This window comes from Streptomyces sp. NPDC102259 (genome assembly GCF_044766465.1).
GTDB lineage: Bacteria > Actinomycetota > Actinomycetes > Streptomycetales > Streptomycetaceae > Streptomyces.
The window spans coordinates 136781-162668 of the sequence record NZ_JBIWMA010000009.1 but is presented as its reverse complement, the minus strand read 5'-3'; the positions used below and the strand labels follow the sequence as shown (position 1 = coordinate 162668).

General features: G+C 71.8%; 21 protein-coding genes. 11 read left to right on the top strand and 10 right to left on the bottom strand.

Annotation, left to right across the window (positions count from 1 at the left end; translation table 11 throughout):
• Window positions 1–353 precede the first annotated feature (353 nt).
• Window positions 354–1433: an NlpC/P60 family protein gene (locus tag ACIRPU_RS22240; protein WP_403869812.1), complete on the top strand. Its 1080-nt coding sequence runs from the start codon at window positions 354–356 to the stop codon at window positions 1431–1433.
• 13 nt (window positions 1434–1446) lie between these two features.
• On the opposite strand, the gene ACIRPU_RS22235 is transcribed toward ACIRPU_RS22240, so the two are convergent.
• Both ACIRPU_RS22235 and ACIRPU_RS22230 read right to left on the bottom strand, forming a co-directional pair.
• The gene (locus tag ACIRPU_RS22235; RefSeq protein WP_384117507.1) at window positions 1447–2193 is read right to left on the bottom strand and encodes a LuxR C-terminal-related transcriptional regulator; all 747 of its coding nucleotides are present in this window, start codon (window positions 2191–2193) and stop codon (window positions 1447–1449) included.
• On the bottom strand, window positions 2190–3518 hold the full coding sequence (locus ACIRPU_RS22230; protein ID WP_403869809.1) for a PspC domain-containing protein: 1329 nt from the start codon (window positions 3516–3518) through the stop codon (window positions 2190–2192). The genes ACIRPU_RS22235 and ACIRPU_RS22230 overlap by 4 nt, the downstream gene beginning before the upstream one ends.
• Before the next feature lie 674 nt (window positions 3519–4192).
• Between ACIRPU_RS22230 and ACIRPU_RS22225 the strand changes: the two genes are divergently transcribed.
• Window positions 4193–5473, top strand: a complete 1281-nt coding sequence (locus tag ACIRPU_RS22225) for a PspC domain-containing protein (protein ID WP_403869806.1) — start codon at window positions 4193–4195, stop codon at window positions 5471–5473.
• Entirely contained in the window at window positions 5460–5705 is a 246-nt protein-coding gene (locus ACIRPU_RS22220) for a hypothetical protein (protein WP_355705340.1), read from the top strand. Before ACIRPU_RS22225 ends, ACIRPU_RS22220 begins: the two co-directional genes overlap by 14 nt.
• A gap of 241 nt (window positions 5706–5946) precedes the next feature.
• On the opposite strand, the gene ACIRPU_RS22215 is transcribed toward ACIRPU_RS22220, so the two are convergent.
• Both ACIRPU_RS22215 and ACIRPU_RS22210 read right to left on the bottom strand, forming a co-directional pair.
• Window positions 5947–6483, bottom strand: coding sequence for a DoxX family protein (locus ACIRPU_RS22215; protein WP_355705339.1), 537 nt, complete (start codon window positions 6481–6483; stop codon window positions 5947–5949).
• A 198-nt stretch (window positions 6484–6681) separates the two neighbouring features.
• The gene (locus ACIRPU_RS22210) at window positions 6682–7971 is read right to left on the bottom strand and encodes a hypothetical protein (protein WP_385553485.1); all 1290 of its coding nucleotides are present in this window, start codon (window positions 7969–7971) and stop codon (window positions 6682–6684) included.
• 201 nt (window positions 7972–8172) lie between these two features.
• Here ACIRPU_RS22210 and ACIRPU_RS22205 point away from each other — a divergent pair, with 201 nt between their 5' ends.
• The gene (locus tag ACIRPU_RS22205) at window positions 8173–9114 is read left to right on the top strand and encodes a DUF4429 domain-containing protein (protein ID WP_403869802.1); all 942 of its coding nucleotides are present in this window, start codon (window positions 8173–8175) and stop codon (window positions 9112–9114) included.
• A 73-nt stretch (window positions 9115–9187) separates the two neighbouring features.
• Here the strand turns inward: ACIRPU_RS22205 and ACIRPU_RS22200 are convergent, their stop codons facing one another.
• Window positions 9188–9982 carry a class II aldolase/adducin family protein gene (locus tag ACIRPU_RS22200; RefSeq protein ID WP_403869799.1) on the bottom strand — a complete coding sequence of 265 codons (795 nt, stop codon included), beginning with the start codon at window positions 9980–9982 and terminating at the stop codon, window positions 9188–9190.
• Window positions 9983–10092: 110 nt separating this feature from the next.
• On the opposite strand from ACIRPU_RS22200, the gene ACIRPU_RS22195 reads away from it, so the two are divergent.
• Window positions 10093–10719 (top strand): hypothetical protein, encoded by a 627-nt coding sequence (locus tag ACIRPU_RS22195; RefSeq protein ID WP_403869796.1) that lies wholly within the window; start codon window positions 10093–10095, stop codon window positions 10717–10719.
• A 56-nt stretch (window positions 10720–10775) separates the two neighbouring features.
• Window positions 10776–11249 (top strand): pyridoxamine 5'-phosphate oxidase family protein, encoded by a 474-nt coding sequence (locus ACIRPU_RS22190; RefSeq protein ID WP_403869793.1) that lies wholly within the window; start codon window positions 10776–10778, stop codon window positions 11247–11249.
• A gap of 19 nt (window positions 11250–11268) precedes the next feature.
• Here ACIRPU_RS22190 and guaA read toward each other — a convergent pair whose 3' ends face one another.
• The gene (gene guaA, locus ACIRPU_RS22185; RefSeq protein WP_384117483.1) at window positions 11269–12849 is read right to left on the bottom strand and encodes a glutamine-hydrolyzing GMP synthase; all 1581 of its coding nucleotides are present in this window, start codon (window positions 12847–12849) and stop codon (window positions 11269–11271) included.
• A gap of 341 nt (window positions 12850–13190) precedes the next feature.
• Between guaA and ACIRPU_RS22180 the strand changes: the two genes are divergently transcribed.
• The 5 genes from ACIRPU_RS22180 to ACIRPU_RS22160 all read left to right on the top strand — a co-directional run bounded on the left by ACIRPU_RS22180 (window position 13191) and on the right by ACIRPU_RS22160 (window position 18461).
• Window positions 13191–13472, top strand: a complete 282-nt coding sequence (locus ACIRPU_RS22180; protein ID WP_355705332.1) for a chorismate mutase — start codon at window positions 13191–13193, stop codon at window positions 13470–13472.
• Window positions 13473–14339: 867 nt separating this feature from the next.
• Window positions 14340–14921: a hypothetical protein gene (locus ACIRPU_RS22175; protein ID WP_403869788.1), complete on the top strand. Its 582-nt coding sequence runs from the start codon at window positions 14340–14342 to the stop codon at window positions 14919–14921.
• A gap of 27 nt (window positions 14922–14948) precedes the next feature.
• Window positions 14949–15998, top strand: coding sequence for a hypothetical protein (locus ACIRPU_RS22170; protein ID WP_403869785.1), 1050 nt, complete (start codon window positions 14949–14951; stop codon window positions 15996–15998).
• A 183-nt stretch (window positions 15999–16181) separates the two neighbouring features.
• A complete protein-coding gene (locus ACIRPU_RS22165) occupies window positions 16182–17264 on the top strand; it encodes a hypothetical protein (RefSeq protein ID WP_403869782.1) in 1083 nt (360 codons plus the stop codon).
• Window positions 17265–17423: 159 nt separating this feature from the next.
• Window positions 17424–18461, top strand: coding sequence for an LPXTG cell wall anchor domain-containing protein (locus ACIRPU_RS22160; RefSeq protein ID WP_403869779.1), 1038 nt, complete (start codon window positions 17424–17426; stop codon window positions 18459–18461).
• A gap of 80 nt (window positions 18462–18541) precedes the next feature.
• On the opposite strand, the gene ACIRPU_RS22155 is transcribed toward ACIRPU_RS22160, so the two are convergent.
• The 4 genes from ACIRPU_RS22155 to ACIRPU_RS22140 form a co-directional block, all read right to left on the bottom strand.
• Window positions 18542–20320: a GMC family oxidoreductase N-terminal domain-containing protein gene (locus ACIRPU_RS22155; protein WP_403869777.1), complete on the bottom strand. Its 1779-nt coding sequence runs from the start codon at window positions 20318–20320 to the stop codon at window positions 18542–18544.
• Window positions 20321–20427: 107 nt separating this feature from the next.
• A complete protein-coding gene (locus ACIRPU_RS22150; protein WP_403869774.1) occupies window positions 20428–22071 on the bottom strand; it encodes a succinic semialdehyde dehydrogenase in 1644 nt (547 codons plus the stop codon).
• A gap of 122 nt (window positions 22072–22193) precedes the next feature.
• Window positions 22194–24008: a protein kinase gene (locus tag ACIRPU_RS22145; RefSeq protein WP_403869771.1), complete on the bottom strand. Its 1815-nt coding sequence runs from the start codon at window positions 24006–24008 to the stop codon at window positions 22194–22196.
• A gap of 177 nt (window positions 24009–24185) precedes the next feature.
• Window positions 24186–25796: a serine/threonine-protein kinase gene (locus ACIRPU_RS22140; RefSeq protein ID WP_403869768.1), complete on the bottom strand. Its 1611-nt coding sequence runs from the start codon at window positions 25794–25796 to the stop codon at window positions 24186–24188.
• Window positions 25797–25888 lie beyond the last annotated feature (92 nt).

The following is a 25888-nucleotide window of genomic DNA, read 5'->3' as shown; positions in this document are numbered from 1 at the left end:
TCCCGAAATCGCCGTTTCGGTCAGCGCGCCGCGCGAACCCGACAGCCCGGGTCCGGATTACCGGGCATTTGTGATCACGCCACGGTCCACTCGGGCCACTTCCGCACTTCGCGTTACCCAACCGTCACAGCCGGGCCTAGCGTCCTCCCCCAGGTGACCGGCTCCCCACCGCCGCCCGGGCCAGGGGCGGCAGTCGGCCACCACCGCCGAGAAGGTCCGGCGGCGTCCCGCTCCCCCTGTGCGGGCCGTCGCCGGACACCGTCAGCCGCCCCCCGGGGCCGTCCGTCCCCGACGGCCCTCCGGTAGCTGTACGGACGGACGAGGCGGTCGTACGAAAGGACGTGCAGTCCCACGTGGCAGCGCACCGCAAGCCCCGACAGCGCTCGCTCGGCGGCCAGACGGCCCGCACGGCGTTCACCCTCGCTCTCGCGGGCGCCGCGACGGCGACGGCCTTCGACGGGATCGGACAGGCCGAACCGAACCTGACTCCGGCCCAGGTCAAGGCGAAGGTGGCGAAGCTCTACCAGGAGGCGGAGGAAGCCACCGAGAAGTACAACGGCGCCCAGGAGAAGGCGACGGCGGCCGAGCAGCGACTGGAGAGCCTGCGCGACGAGGCGGCGCGCAAGGAGGAGAAGCTCAACACGGCGCGGGACGCGCTGGGCTCCATGGCGGCGGCGCAGTACCGCAGCACCGGGCTCGACCCGGCCGTGCAACTGGCACTCTCCGACGACCCCGACCAATACCTGGACGGCGCCGCCTTCGCCGAGCGGGCCGGGGACCGCCAGTCCGCCGCCGTCACCCAGGTGCGCAGACAGCTGCGGGAGATCGAGCAGCTGCGCGGCGCCGCGCGCGTCGAACTGACCTCGCTCAAGACGCGCCAGGCCGAGCTGAAGGCCCACAAGAAGACGATCACCGGCAAACTCGACGCGGCGCGCCGCCTGCTGGACCAGCTGACGGTGACGGAGCGGCCCCGGATCGGCGGGGGAACGAGCGGCGGCACTGCGAGCGGCCGTGCCTCCCGCTCCTCGACAGACGGGCGCGACGGCCTCCAGGCTCCCTCCACCGCCGGCGCGCAGGCACCCAACTCCCGTGCTGCGGACGCCGTTTCCTACGCCTACTCCAAGCTCGGCAGCCCGTATGTGTGGGGCGCGACCGGGCCGAACGCCTTCGACTGCTCGGGCCTGGTGCTCGCCTCGTACCGCTCCGCCGGCGTCTCCCTGCCCCGCACCACCTACGCCCAGATCGGCGCCGGCCAGCGCGTCTCCCGCTCCGAACTCCTCCCGGGCGACCTGGTGTTCTTCTACTCCGGCATCACCCACGTCGGCCTCTACATCGGTGACGGCCAGATGATCCACGCACCGAACCCGTCGGCCCCGGTGCGCGTGGCGCCCATCGACGAGATGCCGTTCGCGGGCGCGACGCGCGTCGTGTGAGGCAGTCCGTCCCTCACACCAGCCGTCGTGCCGTCGCCCAGCGGGTCAGCTCGTGCCGGTTGGACAGCTGGAGCTTGCGCAGCACCGCCGAGACATGCGACTCGACCGTCTTGACGGAGATGAAGAGCTGCTTGGCGATCTCCTTGTAGGCATAGCCACGGGCGATGAGCCGCAGGACCTCACGCTCGCGCTGGGTGAGACGGTCCAGGTCCTCGTCGACCGGCGGGGCGTCGGTCGAGGCGAAGGCGTCGAGGACGAACCCGGCGAGCCGCGGCGAGAAGACGGCGTCGCCCTCCTGCACCCGGAAGATGGAGTTGACCAGATCGGTACCGGTGATCGTCTTGGTGACATAGCCTCGGGCGCCGCCCCTGATCACCCCGATCACATCCTCCGCCGCATCCGACACGGACAGGGCGAGGAAGCGCACGGGCTGCTCGGCGTCGGCCATCAACGGAGCGCAACGGCGCAGCACTTCGACCCCGCCGCCACCCGGCAGATGGACGTCGAGGAGGACCACCTCGGGCCGGGTCGCGGTGATCACCGTGACCGCCTGGTCGACGTCCGCAGCCTCACCGACGACCTCGACACCGGTCTGCTCGGTCTGGCCGATCTCGGCCTGGACTCCCGTACGGAACATGCGGTGGTCGTCGACGAGGACCACGCGCACATGGCGCCCGTCCGTGCCGTCGCCGGAGGACTTAGCCGGCTCGGCCGCCTCCGCCGCTCCCCCTGTGCCGTTCGTGTCGGTCGGGTCGCTCATGACGTCTTCTCCGCCCTCTCCATCTCCAGTTCGACCTCCGTGCCGCCGCCCGGCACGGCCCGCAGCCGCGCCGTGCCGCCGTGGCGCTCCATGCGGCCGATGATCGATTCTCTGACGCCCATGCGGTCGCCGGGTATCGAGTCGAGGTCGAAGCCGGGTCCGCGGTCCCGGACGGACACGAAGACCGTCCTGCCCTCGACTTCGGCGTAGACCTGCACGGCGCCGCCCTCGCCACCGTACTTGGCCGCGTTCACCATCGCCTCACGCGCGGCCTGCATCTGTGCGCCGACCCGTTCGTCGAGCGGGCAGTCGCCGACGACCACGACCTCGAGCGGGACGCCGTGCTTGTCCTCGACCTCGGCGGCGTTGCGCCGCACCGCGTCGGCCACCGTGGTCGGTTCGTCGGCCTCCTCCTTGCCGGTGCCCTCGGGTCTGTAGAGCCAGGTGCGCAGGTCCCGCTCCTGGGCGCGGGCGAGGCGGCGCACCTCCCCGGCGTTCTCCGCGTTGCGCTGGATCAGGGTCAGGGTGTGCAGCACCGAGTCGTGGACGTGGGCGGCGACCTCCGCGCGCTCCTGGGCCCGGATGCGCATCAGGCGCTCCTCGGAGAGGTCCTGGGTCATCCGGACCAGGTAGGGACCGGCGAGGAGCGTGATGCCGACGAGTACGGCGAGGGCCGCCTGGAGCACGGAGCCGAGGTGGGCGGCGGAGCCCTGGAGGACGAAGATGCCGGAGACGCCGGCCGTGACGAGCAGGACGCCGGCGCCCGCGCGCAGGAGCGTGAGCGTACGGCGTCTGCGGCCGACCTCGACCCAGCGGGCCCGGCGCGCGTTGTCCGCCTGGCGCCAGACTAGGGCCACGCCCGCGCCGACGAGGACGGCGGGCAGCAGATACGCCTTGGCGCCGCTGCCCACATTCACGTTGCCCACGAAGACCATGGCGACGACGACCATGAGGAGCAGGGCGACGATCTGCCCCTTGTCCGGTTTGCGGGCGACGAGCCTGCGACGGCCGTCGGGCGCGGTCTCGGTGCCGACCAGCGCCGGGGGCTTCTGGTCGCCGACCCCGCCGACCCCGAGCGGTACGAAGAACCAGAAGGCCGCGTAGAGCAGGGCGCCGAGACCGTCCGCCATGAACAGGCCGGCGAAGACGAGCCGCACCCACACGACGGGCAGCCCGAGATGCCCGGCGAGCCCCCGCGCCACGCCCCCGAGCCAGCGTCCGTCACTGCTGCGGTAGAGCTTGCGCGGCGGCCGCGGTTCGACGAGTGGCACTGCTGCGGCTTCCGGCATGCCAACGATGGTCACACGGGCGTCGGTCCCGGGCATCAGGGTTCGCCCCCGAGACGCCCCTGATCTCCGAGCTCCTCGCCCGTCGAACGCCTCCCCCGCCCCGGATCAGGGCCGATATCAGGGTCCGACCAGGGTCATTCCGACTGCCGCGAGGGCGGCTCGCCCGCCACCATGGACTCATGACAGATCACCAGCACGCCGCGGACGCCGTGCCCGACGGGGGCACCGCGCCCGACGCGGCCGCCCCGTCCCCCGGCGCCCGGGGCGCCGCGGGTGAGGAACCTCGCGCGCACGAGCGGGCGGGCGCGCACGAGAAAAAGGGAGAGAGCGCAGGACGCGGCCCGTCGGAGGGCGCCGGCCCGGACGCGGACGACAGGACAGTGCTCGAGGCGGCCACCGAGGCCGCGACAGCCGCCGCGGCGGCAGCCCACACCGGCGCGGGAACGAGCGGCGAAACGGGAGCCGACAGCGGCTCGCCGGAAGAAACCGAAGAGCCGGAAGCAAGCCAGAGGCCAGGCGGAGCCCCGGGACCGGGAGGAAGCCGGGAGCCAGGCGGAGCTCAAGGGCCGGGAGGAGGCCAAGGGCCAGAAGCGAGCCGAGAGCCAGGCGGAGCCCCAGGACCAGGCGAAAGCCAAGGGCCGGAAGCAAGCCGGGGGCCGGGTGGGAGCCGGGGGCCGGGTGGTCCGCGGGTACCGCAAGGGGCCGAAGCGGTGGGGCCTCCGACCAGGTTCCGGCGGGACCGCGAGCACAAAGTGCTCGCCGGCGTGTGCGCGGGCCTCGGGCGGCAGTGCGACATGGACCCGGTGATCTTCCGGATCACGCTCGCCGTGCTCTCCGCGACCGGCGGCATCGGACTCATCTTCTACGGCTTCGCATGGCTCTTCGTCCCCTACGCCGACGACGAGCAGAACGAGGTGCGCAAGCTCCTGACCGGCCGGGTCGACGGCCAGGCCCTCGCGGCCGTGCTGTTCGCGCTGGTCGGCTGCGGGGTGTTCCTGTCGATGCTGAACAACGGCAGCGTGCTGGCCTTCGCCGTCGTCGTCTCCTTCCTCCTCGCGGGCGCCGGCTACTGGTCACGGCACCGGGACTCCTCGGACGCCGACCCGCTGGCCGCGCAGGCCGTGGCCGACGCCCCGCCGGAGGCCCAGGCACCGCCCGTCCCTTCCGCCTATCCCTCGTGGTGGCGCGACCCCATCGTCAAGGACGGCACGCACGACGGCGGCACGGGCTACCTGTGGGGCCCGTGGGACGCCCGCGGCGCCCGGGACTTCACCGCGACCATCGACGTCGACCTCGTCGGCCACACGCGCCGCCCCGAGGACATACGCGCCCCGCACAGGCCGTACGCCGGACCCCGCGGGCCGCGCTGGATCGGCGGCTGGCTCTTCCTGCTCGCCGCGCTCGCGGGCGCTCTCTTCACCCGGCTCACCTGGGACGACCACCCGCTCGGCACCAGCCTCCAGGCGGGGCTCGCGGCCGCGCTCATCGTGCTCGGAGTGGGCATCGCGGTCAGCTCGTTCCTGGGTCGGACCGGTGCGGGCTCGGTGTTCCTGGCGATCGTCACGGCGGGCCTGCTGGCCGGGACGACCGTCCTGCCCAAGGACATCGGGACGCACTGGATCGACACCGTGTGGCAGCCCGCGGCGGTGACGGACGTACAGGCGGCCTACGACCTGGGCACCGGGGACGGCACCCTGGACCTGTCCCGGCTGGATGTCGCGAAGGGACAGACGGTGAGCACCAATGCCGAGGTGGGGGCGGGCCGGCTGCGGGTGATCGTCCCGCCGGACGTGACCGTGAAGGTGAGGATCGACGTGGGGCTGGGAGACATCCAGCTGCCGGGCGACGACGAGAAGGATGTGGACGTGCAGCCGGGCAAACACAAGGAGGTGACCTTGTCACCGGTCTCGGGCGGCAAGGACGCCGGGACCATCGACCTCGACCTCCAGGTCGGAGTGGGACAGGCGGAGGTGGCCCGTGCTGCGTCATGAGTTCCGGCCCGGCAGGCTGGTCGCCGGCGCCTTCTTCACCCTCGCCGGCGTCATCTACGCAGGTGACGCGGGCGGCCTCTGGGAGACGCCGTGGTTCGTGGTGATCCCGGTCGTCACGGTCGGCCTCTGCCTGGCGGGCGCGACGGGCGTCGTGGCGAGGGGCATACGCAGACGACGAGGCTCGTCCCGCCGGACCGCTCCGGCCGGGACCGGCCCGGACCCGGCCCCCTGATCACCTGGCCCCCGGGCGCTCGATCACTCGGACGCCCGGTCACCCGGGCGTGAGATCACCCGGGCGCCCGATCACTCGGCCTCCTGACCGCCCGACCGACTGACCACCCGAGCCGCCGGCCGGCCGGGCGACTGACCACCCGAGCCAGCGGCCGGCCGCGCGACTGACGGCCCGACCGACGGACGCTCACGGTCCATCCGTCGGCGGGGTCGGGCGGGCGTGGGTCGGGCGGGCGTGGGTCCTACCTGGCTCGGGCTCCCGCTCGCTCTCGCCGCCTGGAGCGCCAGGCGGCGTCGAGGGAGAGGACGGGGGCACCGGCGAGGACCAGGGGCAGCCAGGCCATCAGGTAGGCGAGGTCGTTGCCGTAGTAGTACGGGTCCGAGGCCCAACTCACCGTCAGCCACAGGCTGAGCGAGATCAGCGCGCCGCCGAGTGCGGCGAGTCGGGTGAGGACGCCCAGCAGCGCGCCGATGCCCACGGCGAGTTCACCGAAGGCCATCGCGTAGCCGAAGCCGACGGGGCTCTTCAGGGCCATGTCGACCAGGGCCGGGATGGCCGAGGAGTCACGGACGGCGCGCATGGTGTCGCCGATCGAGCCGGCGCCGCTGTCCTTCAGGAAGGCACTGTCGGTGAGCTTGTCGAGGCCGGCGTAGATGAACGTGACGCCGAGGAAGATACGCAAGGGAAGGAGGGCGTACCGGGTGGCGGTGTCCCGCCAGTCGCGGCCGCCGCCGTCGAGATAGGGGGGGTAGGTATCCGTCCGCATGCCGTGAGTCATCGCCCGTAGCCGCCTCTCGCCCGGAGTGGTGGGACCCCTCACCAGACCATACGTACGAAATGGGGGGTGCGCTCAACTGTTTGCACGAGCGCGTCGCACCACTGGTTCACTTCGCCCGGTCGATTCACTCCGGCCCGGTCGATTCACTCCGGCCCGTCGGTCCACGTGAGTCCGAGGGGTCCGCTCCGCCCCGCCGGTTCAGTCCGTGACGTCGATCGCGTACCGGTTCGTCTCCGCACCCGCGGCCGTGACGACCTGCACGTCCACCCGGCCCGGTTCCACGTCCGCCGGGACGGGGACGGTGAGGACGGCGTCGGTGGGGTTGCTGAAGCCGCCGGTGACCGGCACGAGGGGGACATGGACATGGACCGGGCCGATGCGGACGACCATGCGGGAGAGCCGGTCGGCGGTCTGGGCGCCGGGCGGCACGAATCCGGCGCCGCGGATCTCGATGTCGTCGCCGGTGCGGATCGGGGCGTCGAGGTCGCCGGCCTCGCGGGAGCGGACGACGGAGAGGATGACGGGGCGGCCGCCCTCCGCGTACTTGCCGGCGAGGTAGGTCGCGGCCGAGACCAGGACCACGACCGCCAGGCCCCAGGGGAGGTCGGGCAGCTGGTCGGGGCGGCGGGCCAGCCGGACCGCGGCGAAGGCCAGGGCGACGGCGCCGATCACGACGTACTGGATGTCGGCGAAGGTCCCCCGGCCGGCGTCGTCGGTCAGCAGGTCGGCGGCCCGGGGGCGGTGGGCGCGGACCTTCTGGAGCCGCTGGCCGAGGACCCGCAGGCCGACCACCCGGCGCACCAGCACGGCGATCCCGCAGACGACGGCGAGGACGGTCACCACGCCGGCGCCGCGGGAGAGGTCGAGCCCGGCGAGCAGCGCGTCGCGTTCGGCGTGACCGGATGCGGCGGCGAGCCGGCCCACCAGGACCAGCACCGCGTAGGCCACGAGCAGCACCCAGGCGACGGCGACGGCGCGGGAGGTGGAGAGGCGGTTGTCCTCGCCGATCACGGGGGCGAGGGCTCCGCCGCGTGCCCGGTGGAACCAGGAGGCGGCGGTCAGCGCGCCGGCGACGAGCAGCGCGGCGAGGAGTCCGGCGGTGCGGGCGTCGGTCCAGCCCGCGCCGATGGCGGTCAGGGACTGCACCAGCAGCAGCGCCACGACGGCCACCCATACGGTGACCGCCGTGCGCAGCCACAGACGGGACAGCCAGGCCTCGCCCTCGGCGCGGCCGCGTTCGGCGACGAGTTCCGCGGATTGGGTGAGCTCCTCGGAGACCCACTGGCGGGAGGCCGAGACGGAGTGGGCGACGGCCGCCGGCAGGCCGTGCCCGGCCGCGAACCCGTCCCGCTGCACGAGGAACTCGGCCACCGCTCGCCGGTGCCCCGCGCGTGCCCCGTGTGGGCAGTCCCCGCAGGTACAGCCACCCTCGTGGGTGCCCGGCCCCCTGCTCGACTCCGTGCCCTGTCTCGCCTCCTGTACCGCCATGTCCGACGCCCGCCTTCCCCACGACCCGATCGGATGGCGACCCCCGAAGACCCCTGTGTGGAGCCCGGTCGCCGCACTGTGAACAACTCCCCCGCAATGACAGCGAATTGTGCCCTACGGCACACCCCTCGTTCCCGGCAGGTCTGGTCAGCGCGGGTGAAGCGGGCAGGGCCGTGTTGACCCGGCTGCGAGAATTCCCGTATGGCCGAGATCATCCAGCGTGACGGGACCTGGGCCTTCGACGGCACAACGGTCAGGATCACCCCGGGACTCCACCGCTCCGTACCGCTGTTCCGGCAGACGTACGGGGAGATCACCGTGCCTCTGGAGGCGGTCGCCGGGATCGTCTACGAGCCCGAACGCAAGCGCGGCCGGCTGCGGATGCGGCTGCGTGAGGGGGCCGATCCGCTGCTGCACGCGACCGGCGGGCGGCTGCCCGATCCGGCCGATCCCTACCGGCTCACCGTGGACGTGGACCGTTCCGGGATCGCCGAGTACCTCGCCGAGGAGATCCGGCACGCGCTGCTGCTCGACCAGGTCCCGGGCGAGCCGACCAAGGCCTACCTCCTGCCGGGCCCGCCGGTTCCGGTCTCCGTGCGTTCCTCCGACGGCACCGTCTCCTTCGACGGCACCCAGGTGCGTGTCGACTGGGCGGACACCTCGGACCGGGTGAAGCGGGCGACGGGCCCGCGCGTGATCAACGTCGGCGATGTCGTACGGGTCGAGTGGCTGCCCAACTCCGGCTACGAGGACGGCTTCCTGCGGTTCGTGACCCGCGAGACGGTGTTCTCGAAGCTGCCGGCCGAGAAGGACCCGTACGCCCTGGACCTGTGGGGGAACGTGAGCCGCGACCTGCTGACGGCCCTGGTCGCGACCGCGGTCACCGCGCGTCTGCCGCATCCCTCCGCACGCGCGGGTGCGGAGCGGACGCCCGAGCCCGAGCGGGAACGCGAGCCCGGGCGGGAACGCGAGTGCGGGGACGTGACCCGCGGGCGCGGGCTCGCGGCGTCCGTCCCGTCCCCGGCCGACCACCACGACATACTGCTGCGCCGACTGCGCGAGCTGGGCGAGCTGCACCGGGACGGGGTGCTCACGGACGAGGAGTTCGCGCGGACGAAGGCGGTCGTGCTGCGCGGTTTCTAGAACGCGGCCGCCGGGCGTCCACGCGGCCCGCTCCCAGGACACGGTCTTCGGAACGCGGCTTCCCGAGCGGGTCTCAGCTCAGCAGGTCCGGTTCGCTTCGGCTGATGTCCTGCCACATCGGCTGGTAGTTGATCCACGCCACGAGGTCGCCGCCGAGCTGTTCCCGGGTCGCGACCGCCGCCCGGTGGTCGATCAGGACGGGGCGGCCCGCCGCCCGCGCGGTCAGCTGGACCTGGCTTGAGCGTTCCATCGACAGGAACCACCAGGCGGCCGCGTCCACCGAGTCTCCGACCGTCAGCAGTCCGTGGTTGCGCAGCACGAGCGCCTTGCGGGAGCCGAGTGCGGACGCGATCCGCCGCCCCTCCTCCGCGTCGACGGCCACGCCGGTGTAGGCGTCGTAGAGCGCGTGATCCTCGTAGAAGGCGCAGCTCTCCTGGGTGATCGGGTCGAGCAGCTCGCCGAGGGCGGCGAGGGCGCGGCCGTGCACCGAGTGGCAGTGGGCGACCGCGACGACGTCCGGGCGGGCGGCGTGCACCTGGGCGTGCACGGTGAAGGCGGCCTGGTTGACGTGGTAGCGGCCCTCGACGACCTGTCCGTCGGCGTTGGCGAGCACCAGGTCGCTGACGGTGACGTGCTTGAAGGGCATCCCGAACGGGTTGACCCAGAAGCAGTCGTCGTACTCCGGGTCGCGGGCGGTGATGTGCCCCGAGACACCGTCCTCGAAGCCGAGCCGCCCGAAGACGCGTACCGCGCCGGCCAGCCGTTCCTTGCGGTGCCGGCGCTCGTCCTCCACCGAGTCGTGCATCGGCGGCATCGCGAACTGAAGCCGGTCGGTGGGCAGGGGGGCAGGCGACGTGGGCCCGTGCATCGGTCCTCCAGCACTGGGTTGCTTTACGACGCGGAAGTTACCGTCGGTCAGTGCAAAAGGGCAGAGCCGTTATGTAAAGATGACGATTTCCGTCACCTTCGGAGCACACCTTGAGCCTCGCCGACCGCCACGTCACCGCCCTCATGCGTCAGATCACGACGCGCGACACCATCGAGCTCGTCCACCCCTTCGCGGAACTGAAGACGATCGGCGCGCTGGTCTACGTCGCCGAGTGCTACGGCTTCCGCTACGAGAGCGTGCGTCTCGTCGGCAAGCACCGCATCCTGCACGTCCAGCTGGTACGCGACTCCGGCCCCTGGGCGCGGCAGCGGGCCGCGGCGAACTCGGCGGCCTTCCCCGACCCGGGCTCCGGCCGCCCGGTGCCGGGCATGTACCTGGGCTCGCTCACCCCGGTCCCCGAGGTGCAGGCGGACGTCGACGTGCTCACGGCGCTCATCCGCCACGACGCCCTCGGCGCGGCCGCCAACCGCACGCAGCTGCTGGCCATCGGCGGGGGCTCGGCGGTGCTGTTCCTGCTGATGGCCGTGCTGACCGGCCAGTACGCCGTGCTGCTCCCGCTCGCCGTGCTGATGCCGCTGTTCATGCTGGGCTCCCTCAAGGTCAACACGACCCGGCGCGCGAAGCTGGCCCAGCGGCTCGTGGCGGCCGGCTGCACGCCGGTGCGGGACGCCGCGGGGCTGGAGCGGTACGTACGGCCGGTGCCGCAGGGCTTCTGACCGGCGGCCCGGGATACCGGACAGCGGATGTCGGGTATCGGGGCCACACTCGCCGTATGACAGCGAACTGGGCGGCCTTCGCCGCAGCCGAACCCGCACTCGCGAAGATCACCGAGGAACGCTTCGGAGCCTTCACGCACCATGTCCTCGCGACGCTCCGCAGGGACGGCTCCCCCCGCACCTCCGGCATCGAGGCCCGTTTCCTCGGCGGTGAGCTGTGGCTCGGCATGATGCCGGGCTCGCTCAAGGCCCTCGACCTGCGCCGTGACCCGCGCTTCTGCCTCCAGGCCAACCCGGGCGCGGGCACCGGGATGGGCGGGGGCGACGTACGGATCGCGGGGCGGGCGGTCGAGGTGGCGGACGGGGCGGCGAGGGCGGCGTATGTGAAAGAGGTGGAACCGCCGCAGCCGTTCCACCTCTTCCGCGCCGAGCTGACGGAGGTCGTACGGACCTACGTCGAGGACGACACCTATCTGGTCGCCCAGGTCTGGCAGCCCGCGGAGCCGGTCCGCACGCTCAAACGGACCTGAGCCCCTCCCTCGGGAGGGCCTACTCCCACTCGATGGTGCCCGGCGGCTTCGAGGTCACGTCGACGACGACACGGTTGACGTCGCGCACCTCGTTGGTGATCCGGGTGGAGATCTTCGCCAGGACGTCGTACGGGAGGCGCGACCAGTCGGCGGTCATCGCGTCCTCGGAGGAGACCGGGCGCAGGACGATCGGGTGGCCGTAGGTGCGGCCGTCGCCCTGCACGCCGACGCTGCGGACGTCCGCGAGGAGGACCACCGGGCACTGCCAGATCTCACGGTCGAGACCGGCGGCCGTCAGCTCCTCACGGGCGATCGCGTCGGCGTCGCGGAGCAGGTCGAGGCGGTCCTTGGTGACCTCGCCGACGATCCGGATACCGAGGCCGGGGCCCGGGAACGGCTGGCGCTGGACGATCTCCTCCGGCAGGCCGAGCTCCTGGCCGACCATGCGGACCTCGTCCTTGAACAGCTTGCGCAGCGGCTCGATCAGCTGGAACTCGAGGTCCTCCGGCAGACCGCCCACGTTGTGGTGCGACTTGATGTTCGCGGTACCGGTGCCGCCGCCGGACTCGACGACGTCCGGGTACAGCGTGCCCTGGACCAGGAACTCCACCGCGGGACCCGCGTCCGCGATGATCTCCGCCTGGGCCTGCTCGAAGACCCGGATGAACTCGCGGCCGATGATCTTCCGCTTCTCCTCGGGGTCCGAGACGCCCTTGAGGGCGGTGAGGAAGCGCTCCTCCGCGTCCACGACCTTCAGCTGGACGCCCGTCGCGGCCACGAAGTCCTTCTCGACCTGCTCGGTCTCGCCCTTGCGCATCAGACCGTGGTCGACGTACACGCAGGTCAGCTGGGAGCCGATGGCCTTCTGGACGAGGGCCGCGGCGACCGCCGAGTCCACGCCGCCGGAGAGGCCGCAGATGGCGCGCTTGTCGCCGACCTGCTCCCGGATGGCCGCGACCTGCTCGTCGATGACATTGCCGGTGGTCCAGTCCGGGGTGAGGCCCGCGCCGCGGTACAGGAAGTGCTCCAGCACCTGCTGGCCGTGCGTGGAGTGCATGACCTCGGGGTGGTACTGGACGCCGTACAGCTTCTTCTCGTCGTTCTCGAAGGCGGCGACCGGGACGACGTCCGTGGAGGCGCTGACGCTGAAGCCCTCGGGGGCGGCGGAGCAGGCGTCGCCGTGCGACATCCACACGGCCTGCTCGGCCGGGGTGCCCTCGAAGAGGGTCGAGGACGAGCGGGAGACGTGCAGCTCGGTGCGGCCGTACTCACGGGCGCCGGTGTTGTCGACCGTGCCACCGAGGGTCTGCGCCATCAGCTGGAAGCCGTAGCACATGCCGAAGACGGGGACGCCGGCCTCGAAGAGCTCGCGGTCGAGGCGGGGGGCGCCCTCCTCGTACACGGACGAGGGGCCGCCGGAGAGGATGATCGCCGCCGGGTTCTTGGCGAGCATCTCCTGGACCGGCATGGTGCTCGGCACGATCTCGCTGTAGACCCGCGCCTCGCGGACTCGACGGGCGATGAGCTGGGCGTACTGCGCACCGAAGTCGACGACCAGGACGGTGTCGGGGGTGGCGGCAGTAGGAGTCGCTGATGACACGGGGGCCTTCCGGCGGTGGGGCGGGGTCTCTGTGTAACCCGATTCTACCGAGGCGGACGTGGGACCGGTCCCGGCGCCGGAACCACCACCGTGTCTCAGGATGCGAACCGCCTCGCGAACCGCCTTGGACCTCGCCCGACGACCCTGCATACTGACCTCATGCTCACGCACCCGACCTTCGTCTTTACCTATGGCAACCGGCCCACCGGCTGCCATGGTCGTGCTGCTTGAGCAACTGACGAGCGACTTCCCAGGCGCCCCGGGCCGACAAGGCCCGGGGCGCCTGTCGTTTTCCCGGGTCCTGCCGCTCCGGGGCACCCGTATCCACCACAGGAGCCCCCATGACCACCATCGACGTGACCGGCGCCCGCACCCCCGAGGCCGCGGACGTGATCACCGGCGCCCGTGAGCGCATCGACGCGCTCGACGACCGGATCATCGGTCTGATCCAGGAACGGATGGCGGTCTCCGCCGTCATCCAGGAAGCGCGGATCACCTCCGGCGGCCGGCGCGTGAACCTCTCCCGCGAGATGGAGATCCTCGGCCACTACCGGGACGCCCTCGGCAAGCCCGGTACGTCTCTGGCGATGACGCTGCTCGAACTGTGCCGGGGCCGCGTCTGAGGTCGGACGTCGGTTCGCCCCCCTCTTCAACAGCCAGCCTTCAGCACCCCCCAGCACCCTTCAGCGCCCTTCTCACCCGTACGGGCGCGTGACCGCCTCCCGGACGGTTTCGTTGGTCCCGGTGTCCGTTCCAGCCAGGGGCGGGCCCGGAATAACCACGCGTGGCTCGCTGGAGCGATGAGGCGTACGGATCGTGCCGTGCGCCGTGGGACCTCGCTCCGGACAAGTGACCGGACGGCAGGGGACAGCAGCCCGGTCACCCAAGAGAACGGCCGGCCTCGGGGACGCCCGGGGCCGAGCCGACCGGCGAAAAATGCAAAAATGCACAAGGGCTGGGTCAAACGGTTGCGGGCGCCGCGCTCATCCAGCACGATGCGTAGAAAGCCCCGAACAGCCCCAAGTCCCCCTCCGGGCAACCGCCTTCCGCGCGTTGCCCGCATTGCCAAAGGTCCAGGCCAGCGGCGCGACCCCCCGGCGCCGCTCCCAGGCACCGGCGCTGCCCTGACGCCGGTGCTGACGATAAAGAAGGGCCTCGCGGATCCGTCCCGCGGGGCCCTTCGTCATGCCCGGGCAAATGCCCACCCGATAAGGGACGCTGTCCGAATGTCGCCTTATACGGGAGGCGGCGGTGAAGGGCCAATGATTTACGGATGCTTTCACCGGACTTTCACGCTATAGACACATTCGGCCTCTTAATGATCCCTTCCAGCCAATCAACACTCGGTCAACTTTTGGCCAGTGCTTGATCCCGTTAGATCGCCCCAACCGCCCCACGCTCACCGGAACTTCCGAGGAGACACACAGGAGGCGGACAGATAGGGGGGATCGCCAGTGGCGATCAAACGGAGGAGTGTCATCGTCATCGGAGTGGCGACCGCAGCCCTGGCCGCGGGCACCACCATCGTCCAGGCCGCTCTGACCGACAACATGTATCCGACCGGGAACTACTTCCACACATGTGTCGACGGCGAAATGGGCGACGGGTTCTGCCAGACGGACAACAAGACCCTCACCATCTACCGCGAGGGCAGTCTGACCGCGGCAGAGAAGAACACCATCTCCCGCGCGGCCAAGGACTACTACGGGCCGACCGACCTCGTGGTGAAGATCCAGTCCTCCGGCGTCTACCGGGGCAGCGCCGAGACGGACGTCGTCTACAAGGCGAAGACCCTCTCGCGCGGAAAGATCGGCATCACCTGGTGCGACGACGCCTCCAGCACGAAGAAGTGCGACCAGCACTACATCGTCTTCAACAAGGACCACACGGGAATCGGCGCCGTCAACAAATCGGACGCGTGCCATGAGACCGGGCACGCCGTCGGCCTGACGCACGGCCCCGAAGCCAGCCCCCGCCTCGACCTGTACGACAACCGCCTCGGCTGCATGTCGTACAACGACGTCTACAAGCTCGGCGCCAACAACAAAGAAAACATCAACGCGACCTACTGAGATCTGACCAGGGGGAATCTCATGGCAATGAGCACCGGAAAGAAAATAACGGGGACCGTGCTGGGCGCCGCCATAGCCGGCGTCCTGGCCGGTTCGGCCGCGCTCGTCCCGTTCACGGACGACGCCCGCGCCACCGACGCGGGCCGGCGGAGCGACGTCGTGCTGGGCGAGTCGAAGGACGCCATTCCGTCCCGCACCGCGAGCGACTGGGTCTCGTACGGCGACCAGGCGGCGGTCGTGCACGTGGCGTCCGAGCACGAAGGGGTCGCCGACAGCGAGGAGATCACGGCGGGCGAGGGCTACCTCTCCCGGACGGTCGACCTCCAGGTCAAGGAACGGGTGTGGTCCCGGTCAGGCGCCACGGCCCTGCCCGACACCCTGTCGATCATCGCGGACGGCTGGGAGTTCAAGGACGAGGGCAAGCTCCGCGTGAGCTCGCAGGACGCGTCCCGCATGGAGGTCGGGCACGACTACCTGGTCTCGTTCGCCCACTTCTCCGACGGGGAGTGGTCGACGCTGGGAACCGGCGCCGTCCTCCCCTACGACAACAGTGAAGTGGGCCAGGGCGAGTACCAGGGCTCGACGGTGACCGCCTCGGCCTACCGCTCGACGATGGCGTCGCGGCTGGTCACCGGTGTGGCCGAACCCCTCACCTACCAGGCGGCGGGCAAGACCGCGGCCGGCGTCAAGTCGCTCCTGACCAGTGCGACCCCCGACGCCACCGCCGCCCAGAACTACTCCCTCGACGCGGTCGCCCGGGCCCGGCTGGTCGCCAAGGCCGCGGCGGCGGCAGCGGCGGCGGCGGACACCTTCTGCCGGGTGGCGGCGCCCCTCGCGACCGACGCCGACAGCAGGTACACGCCGGGCGAGCTCGCGGATGTCATGAGTGACCTCGCCGGAATGTCGGAGGCGTCGGACAGCACGATCCTGCGGGCCTACGCGGGGCAGCTGCGCTCGGGAGACGACTCCGGCTGGATCACCGGCACCATCCGCAAGTCCGCGGCCACCCGGATCACGCGCGCCTGCACCATCGACGTCGGCGACCTCCTGCCGAACGACACGGGCGACACGGAGTGACCGACCCGCGATGACCGGCCCGCGATGACCGGTCCCCCGGTTACGGGTCCCCGGTGACAGGTCCCGGTGACAGGGCGGACCGCCTCCCCCGGCGGTCCGCCCGCTCCGGGCCGCGCCCCGAACGAACAGGGCCCTCCCGGCGTCACAGTGATGACCTTCTGAACCGACCCGAGGGGGAATCCCGTGGCCGTCACCACGCGAACGAAGATCGCGGGGGCCGTGCTGGGCGCGGCCGTCGCCGGTGCGCTCGCGCTCGTCCCGTTGACCGACGACGGCTCCGCGGACGACGCCGACACCGGGAACGTCGTACTCGGCGCTTCGGAGAAGGAGGCGGTGCCGTCCTTCACCGCGACCGACTGGGTGTCGTACGGGGACCAGGTCGCCGTCGTCCGGGTCACGGGCGAGCACGAGCTGCGTGACCCGGGCGAGGAGGCCGGTACGGACGAGGACTATCTGGCGCGGACGATCGACCTCCAGGTGAAGGAGCGCGTGTGGGCCCGGTCCGGCGCGCCCGCCCTGCCGTCGAAGGTGTCGGTCACCGCCGACGGGTGGCGGCTGAAGGACGGCGCGACGAAGGAACTGGGGTCGCCCCACTCCTCGCGGCTCGAGGTCGGCCACGACTACGTGATCACGTTCGCCCGCTTCTCCGACGGAGCGTGGTCGCCGCTGGGCTCGGGCGGTGTCCTGCCCTACGACCACGGCCGGGTCGGCGAAGGGGAGTTCCAGGGGGAGCCGGTCACCGTCGACGCCTACCGTTCGGCGTGGGAGGAGCGGCTGGTACCCGGCGACGAGGAACCGATGGCGTTCCGGTCCATGGGGAAGGCCGCCACGGCCGCCACCGGCGTCCAGGGGATCCTGCGGAGCGCGACTCCCGACGCCACGGCCGCCCGGTACTTCGGCCTCGACCCGGCCGCCCGGTACGAGAAGGTCGCGGGGGTGAGCGAGCCGGCCGACACCTTCTGCTCCGTCGCCGCGCCGCTCGCGGGGTCCGAGGACAGCCGGCACACGCCGGACGAGCTCGCCTCCGTCCTCACCGACCTCGCCGGACTGGCCGGGCAGGACGCCTCGGCGCTGCGTGCGTACGCGACGTCGCTCGAAGCCGCCGCTGACGCCGGCGCCTCCGCCCCGGTCGACGACACCGCCCGCAAGGCCTCGGTCACCAGGATCGAGCGGGAGTGCGGGACCGATGTGGGAGACCTTCTCCCGACGGACCCGGAGGGGGACGCGGGCGACGACGGGGGCTCGCAGGGGGGCTCGAAGGGCTGAGCGGGAGGCCTTGACCTCGGGGGTGTGACGCGTGCCACATAAAGATCCTGTGAGTTGAGCACAACTGTTCACAGCCGTCGCCGGTCACACCCACCGAACCCAAGGCCACATCCCACACCCCCATGCGGAAGGCCTCCCACCGGATCCACCGAGGTCTTCATGAAGCTTCGCCGCACGCTCGTCACCATGGCCGCGACGGCCGTCATCGCGCCGCTCGCCCTGCTGTCCGCACCCGCCGCCTTCGCGGAGGAGAGCGGTTCGCCGTCCGCGAGCGCGTCCGCGTCGGACGACACCTCCGCCTCGCCGTCCGACTCGAGCGGCTCCAGCGCTTCCGCCTCCGAGTCCGAGTCCGACACCTCGTCGGCGTCGGCGTCCGAGTCGCAGAGCGGGAGCGCCTCCAGCTCCTCCTCCGACACCTCGTCGCCGTCCGCGTCCGGCTCGGGCAAGGCCTCCGTGAGCCCGTCGGCGAGCGAGAGCGAGGACGGGCTCGACCCGATCCTGGACTGCAAGACCTTCGACCTGGACGAGAACCTCACGGCCGAGATCAAGGGCCTGCCCGGCAAGATCGTCGCCGGTTCGGGCTGGCACGACTTCACGTACGAGGTCGGGAACAACTCCGACGTCGACTTCAAGAACGTGTACATGACCGCGGTCCTGGAGTACGCCGACGACACGGACGCCTCGCTGTCCGACGGCCTCGCGGTCATCCAGGTCAAGGAGGACGGTAAGTGGACCAACGCCTACCAGGACTCCTACGAGGACGAGAACGGCGAGACGGTCAACATCCCGGGTTCCTTCCTGGCCCAGCTCGACGAGCTGGAGAAGGACTCCTCCGCCACCCTCGACCTCCGTGTGAAGGTCAAGGCGTCGGCCCCGGCGGGCTCCTCGATGGCGATGAGCGACGCTCTGTACGTGGGCGACGCATCCGACTGCCACTTCAACGGTGACTACTACGACGTCCAGATCCTCGCCGCCGGCAGCGACGCGGACGGTGTCGACGACGCCAAGCCGAACGGCGACAAGCCCACCGACGGCGCCAAGCCCCAGGGCGGCGCCAAGCCGATCAGCGGCAGCCTCGCCTCGACCGGCTCCAACTCGGCGCTGCCGATGATCGGGCTCGTCGGCGGAGTCGCCGTGGTGGCCGGCATCGGCGCGGTGTTCGCGGTCCGTCGCCGCAAGGTGGGCGCGCACGCGTAACACGCGTCAAGACCAGCGAAGGGACCTGCGCTCGGAGGGGGGCGCAGGTCCCTTCGCTCATGGCCGGGGCAAGGAACTGCCTAAGGCTTGGGCGGGACGGTCGGCATTCCGAGGAACGGCAGGCGCAGCGCGCCGAACGCCTCCGCCGGCACCGCCGGGCTGATCGGCTCCACCGGCTTCAGCCGCTCGTACGCCGCGCCCTGCGTCGGACGCGGGTCCGTCTCGCCCTTGTTCGGCCAGTACGACATCGCCCGCTCGGCCTGGGCGGTGATGGTGAGCGACGGGTTCACGCCCAGGTTCGCCGAGACCGCGGCGCCGTCGACGACGGAGATGCCGGGGTGGCCGTAGAGGCGGTGGTACGGGTCGATGACACCTGTCTCGCGCGAGTCGCCGATCGGACAGCCGCCGAGGAAGTGCGCGGTGAGCGGGGTGCCCATCAGCTCGCCCACGTTGGAGCCGGCGAAACCGTTGATGTCGGCGGCGATCGCGGAGGCGGCCTCGGAAGCGGCCTTGATCTGCTTGGGGTTGGGGGCGCCGTGGCCCTGGCGGGCGGTGAGCAGGCCCTTGCCGACGCCGTCCGGTTTCAGATACGTCGTCAGCGAGTTGTCCAGGGACTGCATCACCAGGCCGATGATGGTCCGCTCCGACCATTTGCGGTTGGACAGCGAGCGCAGGACGAGGAGCGGGTGGCGGGCCGCGTTCGCCAGCCAGCCGGCGACCCTGGACGAGCCCTCCGCGTACGGCACTTGCAGGATCGACAGGCCGCCCATCGAGTTGGAGCCCTTGCCGTAGCGGACCGGCTCGATATGGGTGCTCTCGTCCGGGTGGACGGAGGAGGTGATGGCGACGCCGCGGGTGAAGTCCACCTTCGCCGCGCCCGTCACCTTGCGGTAGCGGCGGTCGTCGGTCTGCGCGCCGACCAGCGCCTCCGAGTTGGTGCGGGTCAGCTCACCCAACCGCTCGGAGAGGTAAGGGAGTTGGCCGTTCGCCTTCATGCGGTGCAGCAGTGTCTGGGTGCCGTAGGTGCCCGCGGCGAGCACCACGCGGCGGGCCTTGAAGACCCTGCCCTTCGCCTTGCGGCGGTCGTCGGTGGGGAGCGTGGCGACCGCGTAGCCGCCCTGCGAGTCGTCCGTGACCGACACGGCCGTCGTCAACGGGTGCACGACCGCGCCCGCCTTCTCGGCGAGGTGGAGGTAGTTCTCGTTCAGGGTGTTCTTCGCGCCGTGCCGGCAGCCGGTCATGCACTCGCCGCACTCGGTGCAGGCCTTGCGGTCCGGGCCCGCGCCCCCGAAGTAGGGGTCGGCGACCTGCTCCCCCGGCTTCGCCTTCGCCGTCCCGTCGGCGTCCTCGCCGTCGCCGAAGAACACCCCGACCGGCGCCATGTGGAAGGTGTCGCCGACGCCCATCCGCTCCGCGGCCGCCTTCAGATGCACGTCGGAGGGGGTCGTCGTCGGGTTGAGCCGAACGCCCAGCATGCGCCGCGCCTGGTCGTAGTACGGCTTCAGCTCCTCCTGCCAGTCGGTGATGTCACGCCACTGGGGGTCGTCGAAGAAGGGCTTCGGCGGTACGTAGAGGGTGTTGGCGTAGTTGAGGGAGCCGCCGCCCACGCCCGCGCCGGCCAGCACCATGACGTTGCCCAGCAGATGGATGCGCTGGATGCCGTACATGCCGAGCCTGGGGGCCCAGAGGTAGTTCTTCAGGTCCCAGGAGTTCCTGGGGAGCGACTCCCGGGTGAAACGGCGGCCCGCCTCCAGGACGCCTACCCGGTAGCCCTTCTCCGTCAGGCGAAGGGCGGTCACCGAGCCTCCGAAGCCGGAGCCGACGACGAGGACGTCGTAGTCGTAAGCGTCCTGGGACACATGCTCTCCTCGTTGAGAACGGGTGTGGTGGGGCGGATGGGGCGGATGTGATGGGCCGTAGGGCGCGAGGCCGTGGGGCGGCGGGCGCCAGACGCCGGGCGGCAGGCCTAGCGGAAGCGGAACGCCTTCATGAGCTTCAGGCTCCGGCTCATGAACTCCGCGTACTTCTCGTCGTCCATGCCCAGCGCCGGCGCCATCGGCAGCAGCCGCTGCTGGGCCACCGTCTGGGCCTCGGTGTACTTGAGGATGCCCTCGGAGCCGTGGCGGCGGCCGAGACCGGAGTCCTTCATGCCGCCCATGGGGGACTGGACACTGCCGTAGGCGGAGGCGTAGCCCTCGTTGACGTTCACGGTGCCGGCCCGCACCCGTGAGGCGATGTCCCGGCCGCGCCGGCCGTCCCTCGTCCAGACCGACGAGTTCAGGCCGTACGGCGTGGAGTTGGCCTGCTCGACGGCCTCGTCGTCGGTCTTGAAGCGGTAGATCGAGACGACCGGGCCGAAGGTCTCCTCGGTGCAGACGGACATGGGTTCCGTCACGCCGTCGAGGATCGTCGGCTCGAAGAAGTACGGGCCGACGTCCGGGCGGGCGACGCCGCCGGCGACGACCTTGGCGCCCTTGGCGACGGCCTCCTCGACATGCCGGGTCACCGTCTCCAGCTGGCGCTCGCCCACCAGGGAGCCCATGTCGGCGCCGTAGGCCAGCGAGGTGCCCAGCCGCATGGCCTTGGTGCGGGCGGCGAAGCGCTCGACGAAGGCGTCCGCGATCGACTCGTGGACGTACAGCCGCTCGATGGAGATGCAGAGCTGGCCCGCGGAGGAGAAACAGGCGCGGACGGCGCCGGCCGCCGCCTTCTCTATGTCGGCGTCCTCGAGGACCAGCATGGCGTTCTTGCCGCCGAGTTCGAGGGAGACGCCGACGAGACGGGCGGCGGCGCCCTGGGCGACCTCGCGGCCGGTGCGGGTGGAGCCGGTGAAGGAGACGTAGTCGGCGTGCCGGACGACCTCCGGGCCGACGACGGGACCCTCGCCGAGGACGACCTGGAAGACGTCTGCGGGCAGACCCGCCTCGACGAGCAGGTCACGGGCCCAGAGGGCGGTCAGGCAGGTCTCCGTGTCCGGCTTCATCACGACCGCGTTGCCCGCGACGAACGCCGGCAGCGCGTCGCCGACCGACAGCTCCAGCGGGTAGTTCCACGGGGCGATCTGGCCCACGACACCGCGCGGGTGGCGCAGTTCGGTGACCTTCGTCAGCGTCGGCATGGCGCCCGCGTGCCGCTTGGGCCGCAGGTAGGCGGGGGCCTTGCGGCCGTAGTGCCGGGCGGCGACGGCGACCGCCTGCACCTCCTCGTGGGCGTGCAGCCGGGCCTTGCCGGTCTCCAGCTGGATGAGGTCGAGCACCTCGGCCTGGCGCTCCAGCACCAGGTCGTGGAAGCGGAGCAGGACGGCGGCGCGCTCCCGCACCGGCGTCCGCTCCCAGACCGCCTGCGCCTTGCGGGCCGCCTCGAAGGCCTTCAGCACGTCGTCAGGGGTGGACTCGGGCAGGTCGGCCAGCTTCTCGCCCGTGAACGGCGTGTGGTTGGCCGTACGGCCGGAGCCGGTCACGCCCTTGGTGAGCTGGGCGACCAGCTCCGGGGTGACCACGTCCGCGGCGGTGCGCACGCCGGTGGGGGCGGGGGCGAGGGGGTTGGTACCGGTCGTGGTCTTCCCACTGAGCTCGGTGCCGGTCTTTTCCGGGGCCTGCGAGTCCGTCATGAGGCGCAGGGTATGACGTGGGGAAGACTTTGGGTACCCGCCGGTAATACCGTTTCACCGACCGCACACATGGCGCCAGCGTTCACTGGCAACAAACCTGCTGATCAGGACGTTGTGCCCAGTCATTTGCCGATCTCCAGGCGGCCGCGCGCCTCCTTGAACACCGCCGTGCCCTGCTTCTCCTCCGGCGTCCCCTTGGGCATGTCGACGCGCAGCTCGTACATGCGGGCGTCGGCGGTGAGGACGAAGAGTTCCATGACACGGGTCGGGGTGCCGTCCAGACCGTAGGCGGTGTCGGCGAGGGCGGCCTCGTCACCGTGGAAACTGGTGCGGGTGGTCTGGGTGCGCGCGTCCGGCGCGGTGTCGTTCCAGGTCTCCCGCGCCTGGGCGGCCCGGGCCATCGGGGCGGCCGGCGCCTTGTCCCACAGGGTGAGGCGTACGTCGACGGAGCCCGCCGAGTAGACCACCAGGCGCGGCTGCCGATCCGCGCCGTCCTGCCGGGCCGCCTGCCGGTACCGGCTCGGGAGGGAGAGGACGGCGTCCAGTGCGGCCTCACGGTGAGCGACCCAGCGCGTCCCCGCGACGGCGGAGGCGGACGGATCCGTCGGCGCCGAGCCGGCGTAGGTCACCGGCCGCTCCGTCGCCCCGCTGTCGGCCCCGCCGAGCCAGGCGCTCCCCCACCAGGTGCCGCCGGCGAGCAGCCCGCCGAGCACGGCCAGAGTCAGCGAGCGACGCCTCAGTGGGCGCCGAAGGCGGCTCGCGCCGGCCGGACCGGACCTGGCGGCCGAGGCCGGCTGGGGCTGGGGTCCGGGGCGGTCGGTCGCCTTCGGCGGGGCGGTCGGTTGCGCCGGGTCCGGCCGGGCCGCCCCCACGCGCACCGTTCCCGCGTCCTCGCCGAACTCCCGTAGGGCCCGGACGTCCTGAGGCTCGACCTCCTCCTCAGCCACCTCCGCCTTCTCCGCTCCCTCTACCTCTGCCTCTGCCTCTTGCTCTGCCGCTGCCTCGTCCCGCGCCTCTGCCTCGGGGACCGGGCTCGGGACCGGTCGGCCCTCCGCGACGGCGGCGAGCGTCTCGGCGACCTCCGCCGGGTCGGGCCGCTGTACCGGGTCGCGTACCAGGAGCCGTACGACGAGCGGGCCGAGCGGGCCGGCCTGTTTCGGCTCCGGCGGGTCCGCGGCGATGATCGCGGCGAGCGTGGACTCCACGGTCGTACGGCGGAACGGGGACCAGCCCTCGACCGCCGCGTACAGCAGGACGCCCAGGGACCAGAGGTCGGAGGCGGGGCCCCCGCTGCGTCCGGACATCCGCTCGGGCGCGACGAACTCCAGCGAGCCGACGAACTCGCCGCTGACGGTGAGGGATTCCTCGCCCTGGATATGGGCGATGCCGAAGTCGGTGAGGACGACCCGGCCGTGGGGGCGCCCCCGATCGGGCGACGTCGGGAGTGGCGCTGGGCCGAGCAGGACGTTGGCGGGCTTCACGTCCCGGTGGACGATGCCGACGGCGTGCGCCGCGCGCAGGGCGCCCAGGACGGCGAGGCCGATCCGGGCGGCCTCGGCCGGGTCGAGAGGGCCGCGTTTCAGCACCTCGTGCAGGGACTCGCCACGGACCAACTCCATGACGATCCAGGGCAGTCCGCCCTCGCCGTCGGCTCCCGCCCCCTCCACCACCACGTCGTGGATGGCGACGGCGGAGGGGTGGTCGACGCGGGCGGCCGCCCTGGCCTCGCGGTGGAGGCGGTGGGCGGCCCGGCGGTGGAAGTCGTCCTCGGGATCACCGGGCAACCGGGGCTGCTTGACGGCGACCTCGCGTTCCATGAGCTCGTCGCGGGCCCGCCAGACGGTGCCCATACCGCCGGAGCCGATACGTTCCAGCAGCCGGTAGCGCCCGCCGACCGTCCGGCTCTCGGCGCCGCCGGGGTCCCCGTCGTTGCTCATGTCTCCATGACTACCACGATCTCCGGCGCCCTCACCTGCCCAGGGCGAACCGTCCCGTTTCCAGCCGCCGCGCCGCCCCGACACCCGGCCCGGCGGAGTGCGCCGGTGCCGCCAACGCCCCTTCGCCTGCCGCTCGTTCGGCCCGATACGCGGTGACCCGATCCATCCCGTCCCGTCCTAGAGCTTGTCGAGGTCCAGGTTGGCGATCGCCGTGCGGGCCACCTCGCGGCCCCGCGCCGTGAAGTCGCCCGCGCCCGGGTAGGCGACGGTGAGCCGGTACATGTCGCCGGCGGTGGACTTGTAGTAGAGGATCCGCAGCTCGCGCGGGCGGGGGTCCTGGGTGTCGTCGGTGGTGTAGCGGACGGTGTTCCCGGCGGCCTTCCGGTCGCGGAACGTGGCGTTGTCGTCGGGCTGCGTCTTCGGCGCCTTCGGCATGTCGAGGCGGTAGCTGCCGTTCTCCTTGAACACGCCGTCGTCGGCGTACATCTCGGCGGCGGCGGACGCTTTGATCTCCTTGCCGGTGTCCTCCGCCCTGCGGTCCACCGACAGCACCACGGAGATGGCACCGCTCGGGTCGGTGTAGCTGACCCAGTGGCTGTCGTCCGTCTCGCGGTCGGGGACGCCCTTCTTGTAGGTGTCGGGGACCGCCACCTTCGCGGTGACGTCCTTCACCTGGTGCTTCTCCCAGCCGTCCGGCAGCGGCCCCGCGAACGGGTCGGCGACCACCAGGTACGCCGTCACCGCCGCCGCGACGACCGCCGCGCCGAGCACGGTCCACGCCGCACGGCCGAACCGGCGCCGGACGCGCGGGACTTCCACCTGCCGCACGGCCTGGGTGGGCCGGGGTGCGGGCAGGTTCGCGGCGGCCTCCAGCAGGGCCCGTACCCGTGCGGCGGCCGGGCGGCGCGCCGGGTCCTTCTCCAGCAGGCCGTTGACGGCCTCGGCGAGCGGGCCCTGGGCGGCGGCGGGCGGCGCGGGCACCGCGTTGAGGACGGACTGGAGCGTGGCCGGGGTGTTGCTGCGGCGGAACGGCGAGACGCCCTCCGTCGCCGCGTACAGCACCACGCCCAGGGACCACAGGTCGGCGGCCGGGCCGGGGCGCTGGCCCAGCACTCGCTCGGGGGCGATGTACTCCGGCGAGCCGACGATGCCGCCGGTGTCGGTCAGGTTCGTCTCGCCCTCGATCTGGGCGATGCCGAAGTCCGTGAGGACGATCCGGTCGTGCCGGCCGAGGAGGATGTTGTCCGGCTTCACGTCCCGGTGCAGGATGCCCGCCGCGTGCGCGGCCTCCAGCGCGCCGAGCACCTCCAGACCGGTCCGGGCGGCCTCGCGCGCGCTGAGCGTGCCCTCCTGGAGGGCGTCGCCGAGCGAGCGGCCATGGACCAGCTCCATCACGATCCACGGCCGGCCGTCGACGACCGCCACGTCGTGCACGTTCACCACGGCCGGGTGGTCCAGCCGGGCCGCGGCCCGCGCCTCGCGGCGCATCCGTTCGAACACGTTGGCCTGTTCGCGTTCGGGAAGGTGGTCCGGTACGCGGGGTTCCTTGACGGCGACCTCGCGGTCCACCGTCTCGTCCTTGGCGCGCCACACCGTGCCCATACCGCCGTGCCCGAGCTTGGCGAGCAGCCGGTAGCGGCCCGCGATGAGCCGCCCGACGCCCGGCTCCTGCGGAGGGGCGGCCTGGACGGGCACCGCGGTCTGCTGCGGCGGCGCCGGCCTGGGCGGTTGCAGTACAAAACTCGTCGTCTCGTCGGCCTCGTGGCCGACGCCCCCGTCGTGACTCATGGGTCCATCCCTATCGCGCCAGGCAGGCCGGTATCCACCGGTGGCGCCCACCGGTCACAGACCCGTGACGCGTAACGTTCCTTATCTCCCGT

Excerpts from the sequence above, each read along its gene's own strand:
- ACIRPU_RS22235 (WP_384117507.1), bottom strand. The coding sequence starts at position 2,193 with ATGAGCGACCCGACCGACACGAACGGCACAGGGGGAGCGGCGGAGGCG.
- ACIRPU_RS22230 (WP_403869809.1), bottom strand. The coding sequence starts at position 3,518 with ATGCCCGGGACCGACGCCCGTGTGACCATCGTTGGCATGCCGGAAGCC.
- ACIRPU_RS22215 (WP_355705339.1), bottom strand. The coding sequence starts at position 6,483 with ATGACTCACGGCATGCGGACGGATACCTACCCCCCCTATCTCGACGGC.
- ACIRPU_RS22210 (WP_385553485.1), bottom strand. The coding sequence starts at position 7,971 with ATGGCGGTACAGGAGGCGAGACAGGGCACGGAGTCGAGCAGGGGGCCG.
- ACIRPU_RS22205 (WP_403869802.1), top strand. The coding sequence starts at position 8,173 with ATGGCCGAGATCATCCAGCGTGACGGGACCTGGGCCTTCGACGGCACA.
- ACIRPU_RS22200 (WP_403869799.1), bottom strand. The coding sequence starts at position 9,982 with ATGCACGGGCCCACGTCGCCTGCCCCCCTGCCCACCGACCGGCTTCAG.
- ACIRPU_RS22190 (WP_403869793.1), top strand. The coding sequence starts at position 10,776 with ATGACAGCGAACTGGGCGGCCTTCGCCGCAGCCGAACCCGCACTCGCG.
- ACIRPU_RS22180 (WP_355705332.1), top strand. The coding sequence starts at position 13,191 with ATGACCACCATCGACGTGACCGGCGCCCGCACCCCCGAGGCCGCGGAC.
- ACIRPU_RS22170 (WP_403869785.1), top strand. The coding sequence starts at position 14,949 with ATGAGCACCGGAAAGAAAATAACGGGGACCGTGCTGGGCGCCGCCATA.
- ACIRPU_RS22160 (WP_403869779.1), top strand. The coding sequence starts at position 17,424 with ATGAAGCTTCGCCGCACGCTCGTCACCATGGCCGCGACGGCCGTCATC.
- ACIRPU_RS22150 (WP_403869774.1), bottom strand. The coding sequence starts at position 22,071 with ATGACGGACTCGCAGGCCCCGGAAAAGACCGGCACCGAGCTCAGTGGG.
- ACIRPU_RS22145 (WP_403869771.1), bottom strand. The coding sequence starts at position 24,008 with ATGAGCAACGACGGGGACCCCGGCGGCGCCGAGAGCCGGACGGTCGGC.
- ACIRPU_RS22140 (WP_403869768.1), bottom strand. The coding sequence starts at position 25,796 with ATGAGTCACGACGGGGGCGTCGGCCACGAGGCCGACGAGACGACGAGT.